Source organism: Microcosmobacter mediterraneus, assembly GCF_031846265.1.
Lineage (GTDB): Bacteria > Bacteroidota > Bacteroidia > Flavobacteriales > Flavobacteriaceae > Microcosmobacter > Microcosmobacter mediterraneus.
This window is the reverse complement of sequence record NZ_JAVRIA010000003.1, coordinates 112,451-132,305: the sequence shown is the minus strand read 5'-3', so window position 1 is coordinate 132,305 and position 19,855 is coordinate 112,451. Positions and strand designations below refer to the sequence as shown.

At 32.7% G+C, this 19,855-nt stretch carries 13 protein-coding genes; 8 read left to right on the top strand and 5 right to left on the bottom strand.

The window, feature by feature from the left end; translation table 11 throughout:
- Positions 1 to 21: 21 nt before the first annotated feature.
- Positions 22 to 6,279: an alpha-2-macroglobulin family protein gene (locus RM697_RS07105; RefSeq protein ID WP_311427175.1), complete on the bottom strand. Its 6,258-nt coding sequence runs from the start codon at positions 6,277 to 6,279 to the stop codon at positions 22 to 24.
- A 144-nt stretch (positions 6,280 to 6,423) separates the two neighbouring features.
- Here RM697_RS07105 and RM697_RS07100 point away from each other — a divergent pair, with 144 nt between their 5' ends.
- The 3 genes from RM697_RS07100 (at position 6,424) to RM697_RS07090 (ending at position 11,141) form a co-directional block, all read left to right on the top strand.
- A complete protein-coding gene (locus tag RM697_RS07100; RefSeq protein WP_311427174.1) occupies positions 6,424 to 7,377 on the top strand; it encodes a tetratricopeptide repeat protein in 954 nt (317 codons plus the stop codon).
- Positions 7,378 to 7,425: 48 nt separating this feature from the next.
- Positions 7,426 to 8,778: a UDP-N-acetylmuramate--L-alanine ligase gene (locus RM697_RS07095; protein WP_311427173.1), complete on the top strand. Its 1,353-nt coding sequence runs from the start codon at positions 7,426 to 7,428 to the stop codon at positions 8,776 to 8,778.
- 95 nt (positions 8,779 to 8,873) lie between these two features.
- Positions 8,874 to 11,141 (top strand): zinc-dependent metalloprotease, encoded by a 2,268-nt coding sequence (locus RM697_RS07090; RefSeq protein WP_311427172.1) that lies wholly within the window; start codon positions 8,874 to 8,876, stop codon positions 11,139 to 11,141.
- Between the two features lie 48 nt (positions 11,142 to 11,189).
- Here the strand turns inward: RM697_RS07090 and RM697_RS07085 are convergent, their stop codons facing one another.
- On the bottom strand, positions 11,190 to 11,633 hold the full coding sequence (locus RM697_RS07085; protein ID WP_311427171.1) for a DUF1569 domain-containing protein: 444 nt from the start codon (positions 11,631 to 11,633) through the stop codon (positions 11,190 to 11,192).
- Positions 11,634 to 11,684: 51 nt separating this feature from the next.
- Here RM697_RS07085 and radC point away from each other — a divergent pair, with 51 nt between their 5' ends.
- From radC to RM697_RS07065, 4 genes are read left to right on the top strand one after another with little or no spacing between them, the layout of a single operon-like run.
- Complete coding sequence (gene radC / locus RM697_RS07080; RefSeq protein WP_311427170.1) at positions 11,685 to 12,383, top strand: RadC family protein; 699 nt, start codon at positions 11,685 to 11,687, stop codon at positions 12,381 to 12,383.
- A 6-nt stretch (positions 12,384 to 12,389) separates the two neighbouring features.
- Complete coding sequence (locus tag RM697_RS07075; RefSeq protein ID WP_311427169.1) at positions 12,390 to 13,691, top strand: polysaccharide deacetylase family protein; 1,302 nt, start codon at positions 12,390 to 12,392, stop codon at positions 13,689 to 13,691.
- Positions 13,681 to 14,370, top strand: a complete 690-nt coding sequence (locus RM697_RS07070) for a YjjG family noncanonical pyrimidine nucleotidase (protein ID WP_311427168.1) — start codon at positions 13,681 to 13,683, stop codon at positions 14,368 to 14,370. Before RM697_RS07075 ends, RM697_RS07070 begins: the two co-directional genes overlap by 11 nt.
- Before the next feature lie 12 nt (positions 14,371 to 14,382).
- Entirely contained in the window at positions 14,383 to 15,264 is an 882-nt protein-coding gene (locus RM697_RS07065; protein ID WP_311427167.1) for a hypothetical protein, read from the top strand.
- Here the strand turns inward: RM697_RS07065 and RM697_RS07060 are convergent.
- On the bottom strand, positions 15,261 to 16,541 hold the full coding sequence (locus tag RM697_RS07060) for a replication-associated recombination protein A (RefSeq protein ID WP_311427166.1): 1,281 nt from the start codon (positions 16,539 to 16,541) through the stop codon (positions 15,261 to 15,263). The two genes, RM697_RS07065 and RM697_RS07060, sit on opposite strands and share 4 nt — an antisense overlap.
- Before the next feature lie 76 nt (positions 16,542 to 16,617).
- On the opposite strand from RM697_RS07060, the gene RM697_RS07055 reads away from it, so the two are divergent.
- Complete coding sequence (locus RM697_RS07055; protein ID WP_311427165.1) at positions 16,618 to 17,370, top strand: rhomboid family intramembrane serine protease; 753 nt, start codon at positions 16,618 to 16,620, stop codon at positions 17,368 to 17,370.
- Here RM697_RS07055 and rlmB read toward each other — a convergent pair.
- Positions 17,367 to 18,101: a 23S rRNA (guanosine(2251)-2'-O)-methyltransferase RlmB gene (gene rlmB / locus RM697_RS07050; RefSeq protein WP_311427164.1), complete on the bottom strand. Its 735-nt coding sequence runs from the start codon at positions 18,099 to 18,101 to the stop codon at positions 17,367 to 17,369. The two genes, RM697_RS07055 and rlmB, sit on opposite strands and share 4 nt — an antisense overlap.
- Before the next feature lie 57 nt (positions 18,102 to 18,158).
- Positions 18,159 to 19,802, bottom strand: coding sequence for an aryl-sulfate sulfotransferase (locus tag RM697_RS07045; RefSeq protein WP_311427163.1), 1,644 nt, complete (start codon positions 19,800 to 19,802; stop codon positions 18,159 to 18,161).
- Between the last annotated feature and the right edge of the window lie 53 nt (positions 19,803 to 19,855).

Genomic DNA, 19,855 nt, shown 5'->3' with positions numbered 1-19,855 from the left:
CAATTACTAACAAAAAGTAACTTACTTTACCGAAATTCTAACCCCTTCACTATGACTCGAAAATTCTGGTGCATACATACTTTGAATCGTAGTAATACCATTGCTCATATTGCCAGCATTATTCACTCTTAAATCGTATTCAAAAACATATACACCTTTTGGTAGGCGATCAAAAAAGAAGTTGGTCGATGCGTCTTTAGTGCTTTCGTAATAACCTAAACCATCTTGCCATTTGTATTTGGAAAGTACATTAACAGGTTCTAGCCCAGCTGCACGCATATCTTTCATATGTAAAAACTCCATATCACGATCGCTTTGTAATTCTATTCGAACACGAACTAAATCGCCAACTTCTAGATTAGTTTCTGTAGTTACTTCTGTGATTTGTTCTCCTGTATCTGTATTCTTTTTTAGGAATAATTTCTTCTTTAAGCTTAATGGTGTATCAGCAGACGTTATGTTATCCAAATCTTCAAAATATTGCCAATATAAACTTCCCCAAGCTATACCATTTCCTTTTTTAGTTAATGTTACATTAGCCATTTCTGGAGTAATTTCATTTGCATTCCATGAGGTTTTGTAATAACCTGTTCCTGCTTCAACAGTAACATTTTCTAACTTTTCAGGTACAATATTTCTTTCTCCAATCAAAACTTCAACGGCTTCTGATACTGATAGCCAATCACTCCCTTGAAGCAACAAAGCGTAAACAGCTTCAGTGGTTGCCTTTGTAGTTTTCCATCGACTGGTTTGTTTGTTTTTTAGTAACCAAATCTTAAGGTTATCAATAGTTTCAAGGTTCTTCGCTTCGTTCTGGATTACAGTTCCTGCTTCTGCAAAAGCTTCAATGAGTAACGCTTGCGTTTCAATAGGTGCTTGATACCAATACCAAGACGCAGTATTCGCTTTCCAATACATGCCTAATTCTTCTGAGTTGATACTTGTTTCTTTTAATGATTTTAAAATTTTTGTTGCAGTACTTGTGTCTTTGTTTCTGTGTGTAATCAACGTCATTAAACCTTTGGCATATAATGAACGTGATAACCAATAGTCTTTGACTTGATTGTGGTAATAATCCATTATATCCTGTACTTCTTCAGACACTTTTATGTCTTTAAAGAAGCTTCGCATATAGAGGTAATGTAACTGCGTGTAGCTTAAATGATCTTTACTTAAGTCAACATTCTTATTGTATTTCTTTAAGTTGTGGTATTCTTTTACAAATTCATTATCTAAATATTGAATGGCTTTTTTGATCATAGATTCTTCGCTGTCGCTCTGAATGACAGAAAGTTGCTTTAAATGTCCAAATCCTGTGATAATGTGTTGAGTAATATAACGATTAGCATAACCACCTTTAAACCAAGGCCATGCACCATTATTCATTTGGTTTTGTTTGAGCTTGCGTAACGCTTTACTAAGCTCACTATTCATTTTATTAAGATCGAATAACAAGCCAATGCGTTTCTTTTGTTCCGTTTCACTTTGGGCATCGCGTAACCAAGGTGTTTCTTGAATTAGGATAGACTTCAATTCTTCATTCTTTTCTAAATTTGAGATAAGCGCATCTGTATTCCTCCATTGATTAAACACCTCTTGTAGTCTAGGATTAGAATTTGCGACATGACTGGCTAAAGCATTAGCATAATACCTACTAAAGGTTTGTTCGTTGCAATCGTATGGATATTCCATTAAATAAGGTAACGCTTGCACAGCATACCAAGCAGGATTAGAAGTCATTTCTAAAGTTAACTTATGATGCTTTAACGTTGTCGAGGTGTTGGTTTTGAGTTTATCTAAAGTAAATGTTCTCGTTTCGTTAGAACGTATCCACATAGGTAATGTTTCAGTAACCAACATTCTATTGGAAAGTACAGGTAAAGCGTTTTGTTCACCATCACTAAAATCGCCAGATTTTGCAATTATTTTATATTGAACTGCGTTAATGGAATTAGGAATATCTAAATTCCAAACCACATTTGTATTCCCTTTTGCAGAAACTGAGAAGCCTAAGTCGTTATAAGAATTAGATAATTTATGATCTATAGATTCTCCAGTTATAGCATCAAAGAGTTGAAGTATAGCAACACCTTTAAGTTCCTTATCAGTAAGATTAGCAATTTTTGTACTGATTGTAATTTGATCACCTTGTCTTAGGAAACGAGGTGTATTAGGTATAACCATGAGCTCTTTTTGAGTTACGGCTTCCAAGGTTGTTGTTGCACTTTCTAAGGTTTTAGTATGTGCTAACAATTGTAATTTCCATTGGGTTAAAGCTTCTGGTGTGGTAAAATTAAAACTTACATGACCTTCTGCATCGGTTTGTAATTGTGGAAAGAAAAAGGCTGTTTCCTGAAGGTTTTTACGGATTTTGATGTTATCGAAGTTAGCGACTTTAAAGTTTCCGTTAACAGTTGTAATTATTATTACTCCGTTTTTCCCTTTAATACCATATATAGCTAAAGCTTTAGAGTCTTTGAGTACTTTAATTTCCTTTACCTCATCTTTACTTAATGCTTTAAAAGTTTTTTCATCAACAGAAACTCCATCAATAATGAATAAAGGTTCAGAATTACCATTAATGGAAGAAACGCCTCGCAATTGGACTGAAGAGTTACCACCTGGTTGTCCTGAATCACTGGTTATATTAAGACCAGCAACTTGACCACTTAATGTTTGCACGAATTCAGCATTTGGTAGATCTTCTTCATTCAATGATCTATTTTTACTTAAAACAGAACCTCTGTAATAGTTGTCTTTTAGTTCGTAGATATTCCCAAAATAAAACCCAAACCAATTGAGTTGGTCATAGGATTGTTGTTTAAAGTTATAATAGGCATTTATAGTATTATAAACTCTAAAGTTTTTATTGCCAAAACTATGATTGGCATTCCAACGACTAGTGCTGTAATAGGTTGGTCGCTGGATTGGGTTGAATTGCCATTGGTGCGTTTTAAACTGGTCTAAAGAGGCATCGTACATACTTGCTAATAGCTCAGCACTTACTTGTTCGCCTTTTGGCCCTTTAATTTTAAAACTCCAGGTCTCGTCTGTTCCTGGTTGTAGCTTGTCTCTAAAAGTTGTGGTTTCAATCTCTAAGTTTGTTTTTGGATAAGGTACAGTAATGAACTTGCTACCACTTTGATAGCCATTAAAAGCCGAGAAGCTATAATGCACTACAAAACCACCAAAATCTGCTTCAGTAACAGGAATGGTTATGGTTTTTTTGTTATTGTTTAGTGGGATGATATAGGAGCTAATAACCTTTTGATCTTTTTCTACTTCTAGAGTTACTGTCGTTGTAGCTGAAGACCCAATCGTTACAGAAACCGTTTCGCCAATAGTATAACTGTTTTTATTGGTAGTGATATTAAATAAGGCGTTATCAGCTAATGTATTGTCATCAGTACTATATAACGTCGTTCTAGATTCTGCTTTTACAGCTTGCCCAAAATTATCTTCGCTTTCAAGGATGATGGTGTATAAACCAGATTGCCATTTTTTTAGTTTGCCAAGTGCTATTTCTCTAGAGGTTTCAGTGTCAAAACTAGTTTCGAAAAACAAATCGCCTTTTTTCCAAAATTGAGGGTTACTTTCATTATTGTAAGCATCATGTGGAAACAGTGTTTTGAATTCAGACTGAGACAATTCTTGATAGTCAGGAGCTTGCCAAGGTCTATTTCTTAATACCGTTTTTGGTGCTTGTAATTTGTAAATCTTGAGTGTTCCTTTAGCCTCAACAACTTCACCATTAAGATTTTTGGTTTCAATAGTAAGCGTATTATTTTTCTTCGTTTTATCTAGTTGAGGGTCAACTGAGATTGAGGCAGTCATGGCATGATAACCTACATTAACTATAGTTGTGGCGCTTCTGGTTTCGCCATTTATATCTGTAACATCTGCTGTGACTTCGTATTGAAATATTGGCAAACTAGTTTTGTCTACTGTATCGTCTGGTAAGGCTTTAAAGGTGATTTCAAAATTTCCAGAATCATCAGTAATGCTTTCGCCAAAGGTTATTTCTTGAGGTTGAGAACTAAAGTAAGGACGTCTCCAATAATACCAATTAGGATACTGAACTTTTCGTGTAACTCTGTAAACCACTTTGGCATCTGTAATAGCGCTTCCTGCATAAGCAAGCGCATTACCTTTTACTGTAACGCTGTCGTTAACTTTATAAAGCTTAGTTACAGGATTAAATTTGGTTTCAAACTTTGGACGCTTGTATTCTTCTACTGAAAAATAATGATAAACGTTCAAGTCTTTTCGACCTCTAACTTGTAAATGAAACTCACCTGTTAAACCATCATTTGGTAAGATAAATTCACCATGAAAAGAGCCAAAAGCATTGGTCTTAAACGTTAGTTCTTTGAGTTGTTCATGATTTACATTTTTTAGCTGCACAGTCACAGTTTCATTATTAACAACAGAGGATTTTTCGTCCTTAGTAGACATCACAATACCTTTAAAAAATACAGTTTGTCCAGGTCTATAAATACTTCGATCTGTAAATAAAAATCCGTTGTGCTTTGTGTCATTATCGTCTCTATCTCTGTAAGAACGATACATGTTAAAGTTGTTAAAGAAACCTTTCTCTTCGTTATAATTGGCATCAAACTTTATCTGGTAATAACGCGAAGCATTAGGTTTTGAAACTGTAAACTGACCTTTGGAATCCGTTGTATATGCTCTAGTTTTTGAAGAGGAATTGTAGTTAATTTTATATTGCATGTTTATTGTTGCACCAGAGATTGGCGAACCATCATTACGATTGATAAGTTGGTAAACATGCTTTTTATTCTCTGCTTTTTCGACCAATGCCATATTAGTAACATGAAGCTCAGATACTGCAAATATGTTTTGATTATTATTGGTTTTAGCAAGTATTATATAAATACCATTATCTAATTTAGGAATAACAATTTCTGTAAAATGGTTTTGATAATCACTTTCGTTTTTTAAAGTTTCCTCCCAGTCTTTTACTGCTGATTTAGATTTTAAAAACTTTAGTTTATCGTCTTTTTTTCGTAAGCTATTGAATTCTTCAAGTTGGTTTATACTCACCTTAAATAGTTCAAATTTTAGCTTATTTATATTAGTGTAACTAACTAATAATCTTGAATGTTTATTTAGAGGAACATACTTTTCTGTAGTGAGCTGAAGTGTTTCAATTAACAGCAGATTCTTAAGAGTTCTACAATTCTCAGAACCACGAGAACTTGGATGCCTTTCAATGACAGTATTACAAATTTTTAATGCTTCTTTAAGCTTCCAACGGTTATTCCAAGTGTCTTCTTTTTTAGTATTATATGTTCTGCCTTCCTCTGCATAAATTGAAGCTATTTCAAAATTATACCAGCTAGAAATTTCAGAGTTTTTATATAAATTGCTACCAGAAGTTAAGGCCTTGAGATGATGGTCTTCTTTAGAACCAAACGTTGCATGCTGCGCTACAAATTTTAAACGCTGTATATCTACATCAGCTAAGGCATAAAACTCGGTATCTTTAGCATGAAACTTGATGAGTTTTTGATATAATTTTAATGCTTCTAATTGAAGCGATGACGAATCTCTTGAGTTAATGTTTAAACTTTGAAACGTTTTATTATCTCCTAGATATTTTAAATCATCAATTTTAAACTGATACGTTGGTTTGGTAATACTGTTTTCGTCTGTTTTATAAAACTCAAGTGCGTTATGAGCTAATAAATCATAGAGTGTTGGTCTGTAACGTTTAGATTCTGTGGCTTTATGTAGTAAGATATCATAATCTACCAAGCGCTCTTGCTTTAGTAAAAGACCATTCTCTAATGATTTTTGATAATAAATTTTTATTTCTTGAAAAAGGGTTTTTAAATCCCAAGTTCTAAAATCGGCTTTATCGACTTTAGTTTGTGTATTAGAACGGTTATAAAAACGATAACGATTCTGCTGAAAATATTGCCAATACATGGTAGCTAACATGTTCTCAAGAATATTGCTTACAGGTGCTTCATTTATTTTTATCTCAGCCTTAAAATCATTTATGATCTTTAGTTGTGCATCTTCTTCTAATGTTAACACATACTTACTTTTATAAAGTAAAACTTTAATTTGCTGAGGTTTATTAAGATCTTTTTTTGCTTGTTCAGCAATAGATTCAACAACTTTTAATGCAGATTTTGGTAGGCCATCATTTTCATGTTTTTCAACAGTTTCCCAAAGAGATTTATAATCATTTTGAGCATGAGAAAAAGAAGCAAATAAGAATACCATTAATATAGAGAGTGTCTGTTTCATTAGTAATCGATTTTACAACAAGGATACATTCAAAAGCCATTCCAAAAAACAACAAATGAGGTAATACTAACGTTGATTGAGTGAAGTTAGTTATTTTAAACGTGAGAAAGAAAGTTTATTTTTGCACTTTCGACTGAATTACCTATGCGATACTTAACCTTATTACTTCTATTTCCAAGTATGCTCCTAGGACAATCTTCTTTGGAGGATATTCCTGTGTTGTTCGATAAAAAGCAATTTAAAAAAGCGGAAGTTTTTCTTGTTAACTATGTTTCAGAGAACCCTAAAGATATTAAAGGTGTGGAGTTATTAGGAGATGCTTATGGTCATCAAAAAAAATGGGATGAAGCCATTGAACAGTATGAACAATTAGTTGAAGCTAATGCTACTAATGCTAACTATCATTATAAGCATGGAGGTGCTTTAGGCATGAAGGCTTTAACGGTTAGTAAGCTTAAAGCTCTTGGAATTATAGGTGATGTAAAAAAAGCATTTAAGCGTGCAGCTGAACTAGACGAAACTCATATTGATGCACGTTGGGCTTTAGTGGAGTTATACATGCAATTACCAGGAATAGTAGGAGGTAGTAAGAAGAAGTCATTATACTATGCTAATGAGCTACAAGATTTATCTGCTGTTGATGGTTACTTGGCAAAAGGCTATATCTATGAATATGATGATGAACCAGAATTGGCAGAAAATTACTATAAAAAGGCTATTAAAGTAGGTGGATCTTTAACTTGTTTTGGTAAGTTAACAACGTTCTATGAGAATGAAAACAGACCAAATGATGCTATCTCTAATATTGAAAATGCACATAAGAAGCATAAGCGTAATGCTTTGCATTATCAAATAGGAAAAGTTTGTGCGGACTATAATGTTCAATTAGAAAAAGGTGAGAAGTGCTTATTGGTATTTGTAGAAAATCATTCCGTAAAGGATGGTGTGCCTATAGAATGGGCTTATTACAGGTTAGCTCAGATTTATAAACATAAAAAAGATAAAGCGCAATCTTTAAATTGGATTAATAAGGCCTTATCTATTCGTGCTAATTTTAAACAAGCGCTCAAAGAAAAAGAACAGATTCTTCAATTGTAATTTGGAATTTGGAAATTGGAGTTTAATCTTTGTTGTAAACACAATTACATGAATGTTCACTTCATAGCTATTGGTGGTGCAGCGATGCATAATCTAGCCATAGCGCTTCATAATAAAGGATATAAGGTTACAGGAAGCGATGATACGATTTTTGATCCATCAAAATCAAGGTTAGAAGCAAAAGGGTTATTACCTAAAGCTTTTGGTTGGTATCCTGAAAAAATTTCTGAAAGCCTAGATGCTATTGTATTAGGAATGCACGCAAAAGCCGATAATCCTGAATTATTAAAAGCACAGCAATTAGGATTAAAAATCTATAGTTATCCAGAATTTTTATACGAACAATCCAAAGAAAAAACTAGAGTTGTTATTGGAGGTAGTCATGGTAAAACTACGATTACGTCTATGATACTTCATGTGATGCATTACCATGATAGAGACGTAGATTATATGGTTGGTGCACAACTAGAAGGGTTTGATGTGATGGTTAAACTTACTGAGGATAATGATTTTATTGTCCTTGAAGGTGATGAGTACTTAAGTTCACCTATAGACAGACGACCAAAGTTTCACCTATATAAACCTAATATTGCCTTAATTAGTGGTATTGCTTGGGATCATATCAATGTATTCCCAACCTACGAAAATTATGTAGAGCAGTTTAGCATTTTTGTAGATTCAATAATTAATGGAGGAAGTATTAATTATAATGAAGAAGATCTCGAAGTAAAACGTGTTGTCGAAATATCAGAAAATACCATTAGAAAGTTGCCTTATCAAACACCAGAGTACAGGGTTGATAAAGGACAAACGCTTTTAGCAACACCAGAAGGAGATTTGCCGATTGAGGTTTTTGGAAAGCATAACTTAAATAATTTGGCAGGAGCTAAGTGGATATGCCAACATATGGGAATCGATGAAGACGATTTCTATGAGGCCATTTCAACCTTTAAAGGCGCAAGTAAACGTCTAGAGAAAATTGCAGAATCTTCCAATAGCGTGGCCTATAAAGACTTTGCACATTCGCCTAGTAAAGTAGAAGCGACAACACAAGCGGTTAAAGAACAGTACCAAGATAGAACCTTAGTGGCTTGTCTAGAATTACATACCTATAGTAGTCTCAATGCTGAATTTTTAAAAGAGTACAAAGGTGCTTTAGACGCTGCAGATGTAGCTGTTGTGTTTTATTCGCCACATGCCGTTGAAATAAAAAAATTGGAAGAAGTTACACACGAGCAAATTGCTAATGCCTTCCAACGAGATGACCTAATCATTTATACGAATCCAGACGATTTTAAAGACTTTTTATTCTCACAGAATTTTGATAATAAAGCACTTCTTTTGATGAGCTCAGGAAATTATGGAGGCTTAGATTTTGATGAGGTAAAAGGATTAATTTAGCTTTATTTGTAATGAGTTTATTACAAAAGAGACTATTAAATCTATTGCATATCACTAAAATAAACAATAACTTTGGTTTCTTTAAAAAAATAACTATGAAAAATAAGTACACATTACCTTCAAAAGCAATAGTGTTAACTATGGCTTTTGTGATGGTTTTTTCTATGTCCTTTGCGCAGAAAACAAATCTTTGGAGTTCTGCATCAGAAGATAACTTAAGTCAGAAAACATTAGTTTACATCCAAGATCAGCCAATAGAATACTTACAATATGAACTTAAGCTAGAGGCATTAAAATCTAGATTAGAAGCTGCACCTAATAGAAGAGAAGCTTCATTTACACAAGGTGTTATTGTAGATTTTCCAAATTCTGATGGAACTGTAGAGCAATACAGAGTAGTTGAAGCTTCTGTAATGCAGGAAGCTTTACAAAACCAACATCCAGAGTTAAGATCCTATAAAGGTCAGAGTATTACAAATCCATACAATACAGTAAGATTTAGTATTACGCCTTTTGGTTTAAGAAGTATTAAGATGTCTCCAGATGGTGTTGATTACATTGAGCCTGCTACAACAGATAAAACTGTTTACAGTGTATATTCAAGAGCTAGTGTGCCATTTGTTCCTTTTGAATGTGGTGTTGAAGATGAAGATATTATAGACATAAGTAGAGCGGAAGATACTGGTACGTTTCAACGTAATGCAGACGATGGTCAGCTTAGAACATTTGCTTTAGCTTTAGGTTGTACAGAAGAATATGCAGCTTTTCAAGTAGCACAAGCAGGCTTGGCTGAAGATGCACCTGAGGCTGAAAGAAAAGCAGCCGTATTAGCTAATATGGTTGATGTGATGACTCGCGTCAACGCACTTTACGAAAGAGAACTTTCGTTAACCATGGAGTTAGTATCTAATAACGAAAATGTCATCTTTTTATCGTCACCATTCTTATCTAATAGTAATTATTCAGCTTTGATCAATGAAAGTCAACAATTTATTGATGCTTTTATTGGTCAACCTTATGATATTGGTCATATGTTAACAACAGGTCCTGGTGGTTTAGCGTTTTTAAACTCTCCTTGTACTTCTATTAGGGCTGGAGCAGTAAGTGGAACAGGAGCTCCAATTGGTTCTGCATTTGAAGGGATTTTAATGCATGAGATGGGACATCAATATGGTTCGCCACATACATGGAATGGTTCAGAGGGATCTTGTAATCCAAGCAATGTGTCTACATCAAGTGCTTATGAACCTGGAAGTGGAACAACCATAATGGGTTATGCAGGGATTTGCGGATCGCAAAATATTCAAACGTTTAGAGACTTGTATTTTCATCAAAGAAGTCTTCAAACCATGTGGAACAACATTAGTTTTGGTAATAGTACTTGCGCAACTCAAACAGCTTCAGGAAATAGTGCACCTTCTGTAGATGCTGGCGCTAACTATAACATACCAATACGAACACCATACAAATTAACAGCAACAGCAACAGATGCTGATGGTACTGAGTCTTTAACTTATTGTTGGGAGCAATATGATTTAGGTCCTCAAGGTGTTCCAGGTGAAACGACTATGGAAGGTCCATTGGTACGCTCTTTCCCACCTACTTCTAGTCCTGTTCGATACATTCCTAGATTAGAAGATGTAGTCGCAAATGGTGGAAACTCCACACAATGGGAAAAATTAGTTCTAATAGAGAGAGCAATTAATTTTAGAGTCACAGTAAGAGACAATGATCCTAATGGTGGAAATAACGATTTTGACGCAATGACTATAAATACAGTGTTGTCAGGATTTTTTAGAGTAACGTCTCAAAATGCACCTGGTACTGTATACGATGGAAATTCAACGCAGACTGTAACTTGGGATGTTGCAGGAACTACAGAGAATGGTATTAATACATCAGAAGTTAATATTTTACTATCAACTGATGCAGGTGTTACTTTTGATACTGTTTTAGCAGCTTCTGTAGCTAATGATGGATCACATGATGTGGTTATGCCAAATGTAGATGCTGAAAATTGTAGAATTATTGTAGAATCTGTAGGGAATATTTTCTATAATATTAACTTAATACCTTTTGAATTACAAGCAGGACTGAGTGTTGAAGATGAGTTACTAAGTAATCTTAGCATTTATCCTAATCCAAACACTGGTGACTTTACCATTGATTTTAGACCTAATACAGTTAATGATATTAAAATTGATCTTTATGATATTAGAGGTAGAAAAGTATTTAGTAAGGACTATGAAATTACCTCACAATTCAATGAAAATATTTCTGTTCAGAATGCAATGAGTGGTATCTATATTCTCAGAATTTCTGATGGCATTCGTTCTGTAGAACGTAAACTTATAATTCGTTAAATAACTATTTAAATATTAATAAAAAAGGAGCTGAAAAGCTCCTTTTTTTTATACACCAAACTGTCTTAAATGATGATCTAAATGTTTGTACTGCATTTTTCCCCATTGGGCTTTGGTAAGTTTTCCAAAGACAGGATGAGGTTGCCAAGTATTTCTATCTTTATGTGTGTTTAGCTCTTGTACTAAGTCTAAGAGCTTACGTCTTTCATTTTCAAAATCCTTAGATTCAGAGCTTTTAAATACAGAAATAGTAGGTAGGTTTTTTCGCCATAGTTTATCACTGTACATTGTTTTTTTGAAGAAAGTTTTCACTAACCAATTTGGTTTTAAATTATAATCGTTATGATTTAAAATAATATTTAAAGGTCCTTGACAATGCCATAGCATTTGTGCTACATCCATTTTTCCCCATTGAGGCTTATGGTTTTTATTTAAAGCGTCTATTCTACGATTTAACTCTTCAAAAGTGCCTTTATCAAAAAAAGAGGTCATAATAATTGGTATTTAATTGCATCAGAAATTTACAATATTTATATTTAAAACATGTCAGAGCCATCTAATTCATTATCTATAAAAAATTGGTCAGAAAACGACCAACCTAGAGAGAAATTAAGAGATAAAGGAAAGTCTGTTCTTAGCGACTCAGAATTAATTGCTATCCTCATAGGATCTGGCAGTAGAGAAGAGACAGCTGTTGATTTAAGTAAACGAATATTAGCAAGTGTTAATCATAATTTAAGTGATCTTGGTAAATTATCTTTAAAACAATTAATGAGTTTTAAAGGTATTGGTGAAGCTAAAGCTATTACTATTGCTGCTGCTTTAGAATTAGGAAGACGTAGAAGAGCAGAACAGGCCATAGAAAAGAAAAAAATCACATCAAGTCAATCTGTTTTTGAAGTTATGCAACCTATTATAGGCGAATTACCTCATGAAGAATTCTGGATAATATATCTTAATAATTCCAACAAAATTATTCAGAAAATACAGCTTAGTAAAGGAGGCATTACAGGTACTTTAGTTGATGTAAGACTAGCTTTAAAAACTGCTCTAGAGTATGGAGCTACAGGAATAATATTGGCACATAACCATCCATCAGGAACATTGAAACCCAGCAATTCTGACAAAATGATAACTCAAAAACTCAAAATAGCTGCAGAGAGTTTAGATATAAAAGTTTTGGATCATTTAATAGTTACTGAAGATGCTTACTTTAGTTTTGCAGATAAGGACATCTTATAATTTACCATGCTTTTAGTATATACTCATAAAATAACACCAAGACTAAGATATACGTTTAAACATATTGTAAAACGGATACTTGGTGTGCCTGTAAGTTTTACGAGTAAAGTTGAAGAGTTTATCGCTCATGATAGCATAAAGATGTCTTACACTAAACAACCTCTGAGTAGTGAGATTTTTGTTAGAAGTAATGAGTTGTTATTTGAGCAAGGACTGTCAGATATTCCTATAAATATTCAAGATTGGGATGCAACTATTGGTTTTTTTGTAACCAGCGAGAAAAGTAGTTTACCATATGATATTTTTGCAGCTTCATTTTACCTGTTAAGCAGATATGAAGAATACTTACCACAAGTTAGAGATGAATATGGACGATTTTTAGCTACTGAGAGTTTGGCATATAAAAATGATTTTTTACAGCAACCAGTGGTGGATATCTGGGCATATAAATTAAAGGCAGTACTGTTAGAAAAATTTCCAAAGTTTACCTTTCCAAAACAACGTTATAAAATAAATCCGGTTATAGATGTGCCAATGGCTTACTATTTCAGTAATAAAGGATTGTTAAGAACAGTTGGTGGAACTTTAGGTGATCTAGGAAGATTAAAACTAAAACGACTTTATCAAAGATTTTCTACTTTAACAGGTTTTAAAAGAGATCCGCATGATACTTTTAAATGGATAATAACAAAACAAAAACAGCATAACTTTAAGTTTATAGTTTTCTTCTTGGTTGGTAATTATACTACTTACGATAAAAATATTAGTATTAACAAAAAGAAATTTGTATCACTTATAAAATCAGTTGCAGATTATTGCGATGTAGGTCTTAAGGCCTCATATCTTGCATTAAATGATCTTAAAATTTTAATCAATGAGAAGAAGAAATTAGAATCTGTTATAAATTATAATGTAGACGCTTCCAGAAATTCACATTCCAAGATAAACTTACCAGAAGCTTACAGAAATTTAATAGAATTAGAAATTTACAAGGATTACACAATGGGTTATATCAATGAGCTTGGATTTAGAGCTAGCACATGTACACCATTTCAGTTTTACGACTTAGATTTTGAGATTGAAACTCCACTACAAATAAATGCTTTTCACTGTTTTGATTATTCATTACTAAAACATAAATCTCAACTTGATAAAAAGGAAAAAATACAAGCTTTAATGCAAACAATAAAACAAGTTAATGGTACTTTTGTTCCTGTATTTCATAATTATTCATTAAGTAACGAAGAACCATGGGATGGTTTTAAAGATTTATTTAATATTATATTAGAATCTAAAGATGAAACTTAATCATATTAATCATATATTTTTTGATTTAGATCATACTTTGTGGGATTTTGATAAGAATTCAAAGCTAGCATTTAAGCGTATTTTTGAGCTTAATAATATTAAAGTAGATATTAATGACTTTACTAAAGTTTACGAACCTATTAATTTTGAGTACTGGAAACTTTATAGAGAAGAGAAAATTACAAAAAAAGAACTGCGTTATGGACGTCTAAAAAAATCGTTTGATAGTTTAGAATATGAAATTGAAGATAAGCTTATAGATATATTAGCAGTAGATTACATTACTTATCTTACAACATTTAATCACCTTTTTGATGATACCATAGATATACTAAGCTATTTAAAACCAAACTACAAATTGCATATTATCACTAATGGTTTTGAAGAGGCTCAAACAAAAAAAATTAAAAACTCAGGTTTATCTAAATACTTTATTAGTGTTACAAATTCCGAACAAGCTGGTGTTAAAAAACCAAATCCTATTATTTTTAATCATGCTTTAAAAATTGCCAATGCACAAGTTTCAAAAAGTATTATGATTGGCGATAGTTACGAAGCAGATGTTTTAGGTGCATTAAATATAAATATGGAGGCTATTCATTTTAATTACAGAAATGAAAAATTAAATGGTAAGCATCTTAGTGTAAATAAGTTATCAGAATTAAAAAAGTATCTTTAAAGAAATAAAAGCATGAAATTTTTAAAAGCAACTGTACTAATTTATGTATTGAGTTTATGTGTTTCGTTTACAACACAGGCTCAAGAGCTCAATAATTATAAATACATTATCGTTCCTAATCAGTTTGAGTTTACTAAAGGTAAAGATAAATACCAACTTAATTCGCTTACTAAATTTTTGTTTAATAAGAATGGTTATACAGCATTTTTGGAAGATGAAGATTTGCCTAAGGATTTAAAAGATAATAGATGTTTAGCTTTAAGAGCAGAAGCTAAGAAAGTTAAAGGATTTCTGAAAAATAAAATACAGATAGAACTAATAGACTGTAATCGTAATCTAATAATAGCTTCTAAAGTAGGAGAAACTAGAGAAAAAGAATATAAAAAAGGCTATAATTTAGCATTAAGAGATGCTTTTGTAACTTTTAGTACGTTAGATTATAAATATGAACCCTTAGCAATAACTAAAAGTGTTTCAGTAACTGAAAAAGAAGAAGAAAATTCTGAAGAATTAGAGAAGCTAAAGGCAGAAGTAGAAGCTTTAAAGAAAGAAAAAGAAGAGGTTAAACTTATAGAAAAATTAAAAAAGGAAGAACAAGAATTAAAAAAGAAATTAGAAGAGGCAGAAACAGCTAAAGTTGAAGCAAAAACTAAAGAAGCAAAAACTTCAGAAACTAAATCTAAAGAGATTTTATACGCACAACCAATAGATAATGGCTTTCAGTTAGTAGATACAACTCCAAAGAAGGTTATGATTTTACTAGCTACACCCAAGGCAGATGTATTCTCTGTTAAAGATAAAAACGCCATTGTATATAAAGAGGATGGAAAATGGTATTATTCTGAGGTTACGACTAATGGCAATGTTACAAAAGAATTAAATATAAAATTCTAATAGTCATACTTGTCTTTCCAGCGATTTTTCAAGAAGTCTCGCTGAGCTTGTTCTCTAGAGTTATTACCAGGTTCATAAAAAACGGTACCTTTTATTTCTTCAGGTAAAAATTCATGCTTTGCAAAGTTATTTTCATGATTATGAGCATATTGATAATCTTTACCATAGCCTAATTCTTTCATTAATTTTGTAGGTGCGTTTCTAATAGATAAAGGCACTGATAAATTACCTGTTTCTTTAACCATTTGTTGAGCAGCTCCAATTGCTTTATAAGCCGCGTTACTTTTTGGAGATGTTGCTAAATAGGTAGCACACTGACTTAATATAATACGAGATTCTGGATTGCCAATTACGGTTACTGCCTGAAACGTATTATTTGCAATAACCAAAGCCGTAGGGTTTGCATTACCTATATCTTCACTGGCTAATATTAATAAACGCCTTGCTATAAATTTAACATCCTCACCACCTTCAATCATCCTTGCTAGCCAATACACAGCTGCATTAGGATCACTTCCTCTAATAGACTTAATAAACGCAGAGATAATATCATAGTGCTGTTCTCCAGTTTTGTCATAAAGAACTGTGTTATTTTGAATACTTTGCTCTACTAATTCATTAGTAATTATAATGCTTTCATCATCTTTTAACGTGGAGACTAATAACTCAAAAATATTGAGAAGCTTACGAGCATCACCTCCAGAGAGTTTAATTAAAGCTGCACTTTCTTTTATGGTAATTTGTTTGTCTTTTAAAAAGTCATCTTCAGTAATAGCTCGTTGTAATAATTGTTCTAATTCAATTTTACTAAAAGCATTTAAGGTATAAACCTGACATCTTGATAGTAAAGCTGAGATAACTTCAAAACTAGGATTTTCTGTAGTGGCACCTATTAATGTTACCCAACCTTTTTCAACAGCTTCTAATAAAGAATCTTGTTGTGATTTACTAAACCGATGAATCTCATCTATGAACAAAATAGGGTTCCTAGTAGTAAACAATCCACCACTTTTTTTAGCCTTGTCTATAACTTCTCGTATATCTTTTACACCAGAGTTTATAGCACTTAACTTAAAAAAAGGTCGTTCAGATTCATTAGCTATTATATTAGCTAAAGTTGTTTTACCTATACCTGGAGGTCCCCAAAAAATCATGGATGGAATAAAACCTTGTTTTATATGGTTGGTAAGCGTACCATGTTTGCCAACAAGGTGATCTTGACTAAGATATTCGTCTAATGTTTTTGGACGTAAACGTTCAGCTAATGGAATATTCATGTTGTAAAATTACGAATTGATAGTGACAATATTTCATACCTTTAAATCTTGGACTACTATTTGACATATGTTACGTATGAGTCAGACTCAATTTAAATATTCAACAGGTGTTGTAGCCTATCCAATATTATTTGTATTAACCATTTGGATATCCTTTTGGTTTCAAGTAAGAATATATTCAGGTTTTAAATCTTTTGGTATAAGACCTTTAGATTTTGAAGGCTTACGAGGAGTTATTTTTAGTCCATTTATTCATGGAAATATTGAACATTTATATAACAATACTATTCCGCTATTTGTGTTGTCCATGGCATTATTTTATTTCTATAGACCTATAAGTTGGAAAGTGATTTTTTATGGCATTCTACTTTCTGGATTTTTAACATGGCTTATTGGTAGACCAGCAAATCATATTGGAGCAAGTGGTCTAATTTATGTTTTGGTAAGCTTTATGTTCTTCAAGGGAATCTTTGCAAAACACTATAGACTTATAGCATTATCATTAATAATAATATTTTTCTACGGAAGCATGATTTGGTATGTGTTTCCAATAAAAGAAGGTATGTCTTGGGAAGGTCATTTAGCAGGTTTAATAACGGGTTTGTTTTTTGCTTTAATCTTTAGGAAACAGATAGCAAAACCAGAGCGCTATGTATGGGAACAACCTAGTTATAATGAAGAGGACGATCCATTTATGAGACATTTTGATGAAGACGGTAATTTTATTGAACATCAAGAAGTTGAAGATAATGACGAGTTAGTTGATAATAAAGTTCAGAAGCCTATAATCAAAGTGCGATATATATTTAAGAAAAAGTCGGAGGATTAGCTACGTTGTCTCACCATTTCATACAGAAAAGCACCACAGGCTACAGACACATTTAAAGATTCAATATCTCCTAGTATTGGTAATTTAGCACTTTCATCTACTATTTTTAAGACGGAAGGATTTATACCTCTACCTTCAGATCCCATCACAATAGCACATGGTTCTTTGAAAGATACATTATAGAGCGTGTCTTCAGATTTTTCTGTTGCGGCAATCACCTTGATATTAGAAGATTGTAAATAAAAGATGGCATCCTTAATATGATCGACTTTACAAATAGGCATCTTAAAAATTGCTCCTGCACTTGTTTTAATGGTATCGCCATTTACTGGAGCTCCTCCTTTTTTTTGAATAATTATTCCATTAACACCAGTACATTCAGCTGTTCTTATGATAGCTCCAAAATTTCTAACATCACTTAATTGATCTAATAGAAGAAAGATTGGTGTTTTTTCTGATTCAAGAGTTGTTGTAATTAGTGTATCAATATCCCAAAATTCAATAGGTGCAATTTGTGCTATTACACCTTGATGATTTTTTTTAGAAAGACGATTCAGTTTTTCCACTGGAACGTAAGAAGTACTTATGCCATCTTTTCTGAGTAGGTGTTCAAGCTCATGAAACAACTCGCCATGTAGTCCTTTTTGTATAAATACTTTATCAATTGATTCTCCTGAGTTAATGGCTTCAATGATAGCTCGTATACCAAAAATAGTGGTCTCTTTTTCCATTGGGCAAAAGTAAAATAAAAAACCATCTAGTTGCGAGATGGTTTTTATTAATTGAAGCTATTGTTTAATTATTTTTTTGGTAATACTAGAATTATCTGACCTCAACCTTAAAAAATATATACCAGAGTTTAAACTACTAAAGTTTATGCTTTGAGCATCAAGCATTTTTTCTCTAACAATATTGCCTAATACATCATGCAATATATATGAATTTACTTCGCTAGAACCACTTAAATATAACTGATCAATCACTGGGTTTGGATACAAACTAATATTAGCGATTTCAAATTCATTAACGTCTAAATTATCACAAGGATTTAAATTTCCGTTAAGTTCAATAACATTACCTGGTGTTAAATCTCTATTTAAAAACGCTGGGTAATCTGGTGTGTATTTTATAGCTCTAAAGGTATTGTTAGGGATTGTACCTGGATCGTCTTCTTGTGTTAAAATAAGTCCTGAGATGTTATGAACAGGACTTATATATTCCCATACCAAATTCTCATTAGTATCAATCTCAAATAGTCTCCCATTAGCTCCTTCACAAATTAAAGTATTACCATTTGGGAGCCTTTGAGCACTACTTAGGATATTTGAGAAAAAATCTTGAGGATTTATTGGGTCTAAATAATTATAATCTGTGGAAAGTGGTCCATACGCTGTATCTGGAGTATAAGAATAAACACCAGGAGCATCTGTTGGTGGATTTATGATAAAAGCCTCCGAGAATGATGGATTTCTACCATTTCCATTATTGAATAGAATAATCTTTCCTGCATCATTTAATCCATCGTCAATAAAATGTGGATAATGTTGTCCGTAAAGTCGTCTGTCAATTTCGGTACCTTGCCTGTACGATTGAGGGTTTCCCCATCTGTATAATAAGTCTCCACCTTTGCCATAAGTTCCACCAGAACTCGTAGCTGCTTCAGCTGTGGTAGTTGAGTGGTCTATAATCCATATTTCACTTAGATTACGTGAGCTTAAAACAATCTGATCTAAATTTGGATAGTACTGAATAGAGTTTATATGTAACCAGTTTGCACCTCCAGATCCACCATTTAAAAAATTAATATCTAATTTTTCTGGACTTGCAGACACATCTCCAAAATTATCTTTTGTATTGTCAAAGTCTTGTACAAGATGATCATTAATATTCCACTCCCAAACAATATTTGCTTGGTTAAATCCAACTATTTCTACTTCAATAATTCGCTCATTATATAATTCAGAATCTGGAAGACTATTTGGATCTCTTCCAGCCTGTATAGCTTCAGTATCAGTCATTACAGTTGCTGCAAGTATTAAGATATTTCCATTAGGCATAGGAAAAACATCATGATGTTGTCTATGTTGAGGAGTATCATAAAAATATCGCCAAAGTAAAATCCCATCCCAATCAAATAATTCAATGACACCACCTTGGCCTCCAAAGGTTATGTCAGTACTGCTCGTTCTACCAGCTCTGAGAATATTCCCATTTTCTAATAAATACACAGCATTCCCTGGAGGGAAATCACTAGTCCATTGCTTTACAACTTGTCCACAGTTATTGATAAGAAATACTTCAGTATGATTTGTGAAAAGCGTATAACCCTCTTCAACTGCATTGGTTATAGATATAGTTCCAACAGTATTTTGTGATGTAGTAAATGGTATGTTAACTAAAAAGCAACATATAAGAAGTAATTTTTTTTTCATAGCATGTAAATTACAATGCTGCAAATCTAATTATAATTTGAATTTGATGTCAA

Excerpts from the sequence above, each read along its gene's own strand:
- RM697_RS07105 (WP_311427175.1), bottom strand. The coding sequence starts at position 6,279 with ATGAAACAGACACTCTCTATATTAATGGTATTCTTATTTGCTTCTTTT.
- RM697_RS07100 (WP_311427174.1), top strand. The coding sequence starts at position 6,424 with ATGCGATACTTAACCTTATTACTTCTATTTCCAAGTATGCTCCTAGGA.
- RM697_RS07095 (WP_311427173.1), top strand. The coding sequence starts at position 7,426 with ATGAATGTTCACTTCATAGCTATTGGTGGTGCAGCGATGCATAATCTA.
- RM697_RS07090 (WP_311427172.1), top strand. The coding sequence starts at position 8,874 with ATGAAAAATAAGTACACATTACCTTCAAAAGCAATAGTGTTAACTATG.
- RM697_RS07085 (WP_311427171.1), bottom strand. The coding sequence starts at position 11,633 with ATGACCTCTTTTTTTGATAAAGGCACTTTTGAAGAGTTAAATCGTAGA.
- radC (WP_311427170.1), top strand. The coding sequence starts at position 11,685 with ATGTCAGAGCCATCTAATTCATTATCTATAAAAAATTGGTCAGAAAAC.
- RM697_RS07075 (WP_311427169.1), top strand. The coding sequence starts at position 12,390 with ATGCTTTTAGTATATACTCATAAAATAACACCAAGACTAAGATATACG.
- RM697_RS07070 (WP_311427168.1), top strand. The coding sequence starts at position 13,681 with ATGAAACTTAATCATATTAATCATATATTTTTTGATTTAGATCATACT.
- RM697_RS07065 (WP_311427167.1), top strand. The coding sequence starts at position 14,383 with ATGAAATTTTTAAAAGCAACTGTACTAATTTATGTATTGAGTTTATGT.
- RM697_RS07060 (WP_311427166.1), bottom strand. The coding sequence starts at position 16,541 with ATGAATATTCCATTAGCTGAACGTTTACGTCCAAAAACATTAGACGAA.
- RM697_RS07055 (WP_311427165.1), top strand. The coding sequence starts at position 16,618 with ATGAGTCAGACTCAATTTAAATATTCAACAGGTGTTGTAGCCTATCCA.
- rlmB (WP_311427164.1), bottom strand. The coding sequence starts at position 18,101 with ATGGAAAAAGAGACCACTATTTTTGGTATACGAGCTATCATTGAAGCC.
- RM697_RS07045 (WP_311427163.1), bottom strand. The coding sequence starts at position 19,802 with ATGAAAAAAAAATTACTTCTTATATGTTGCTTTTTAGTTAACATACCA.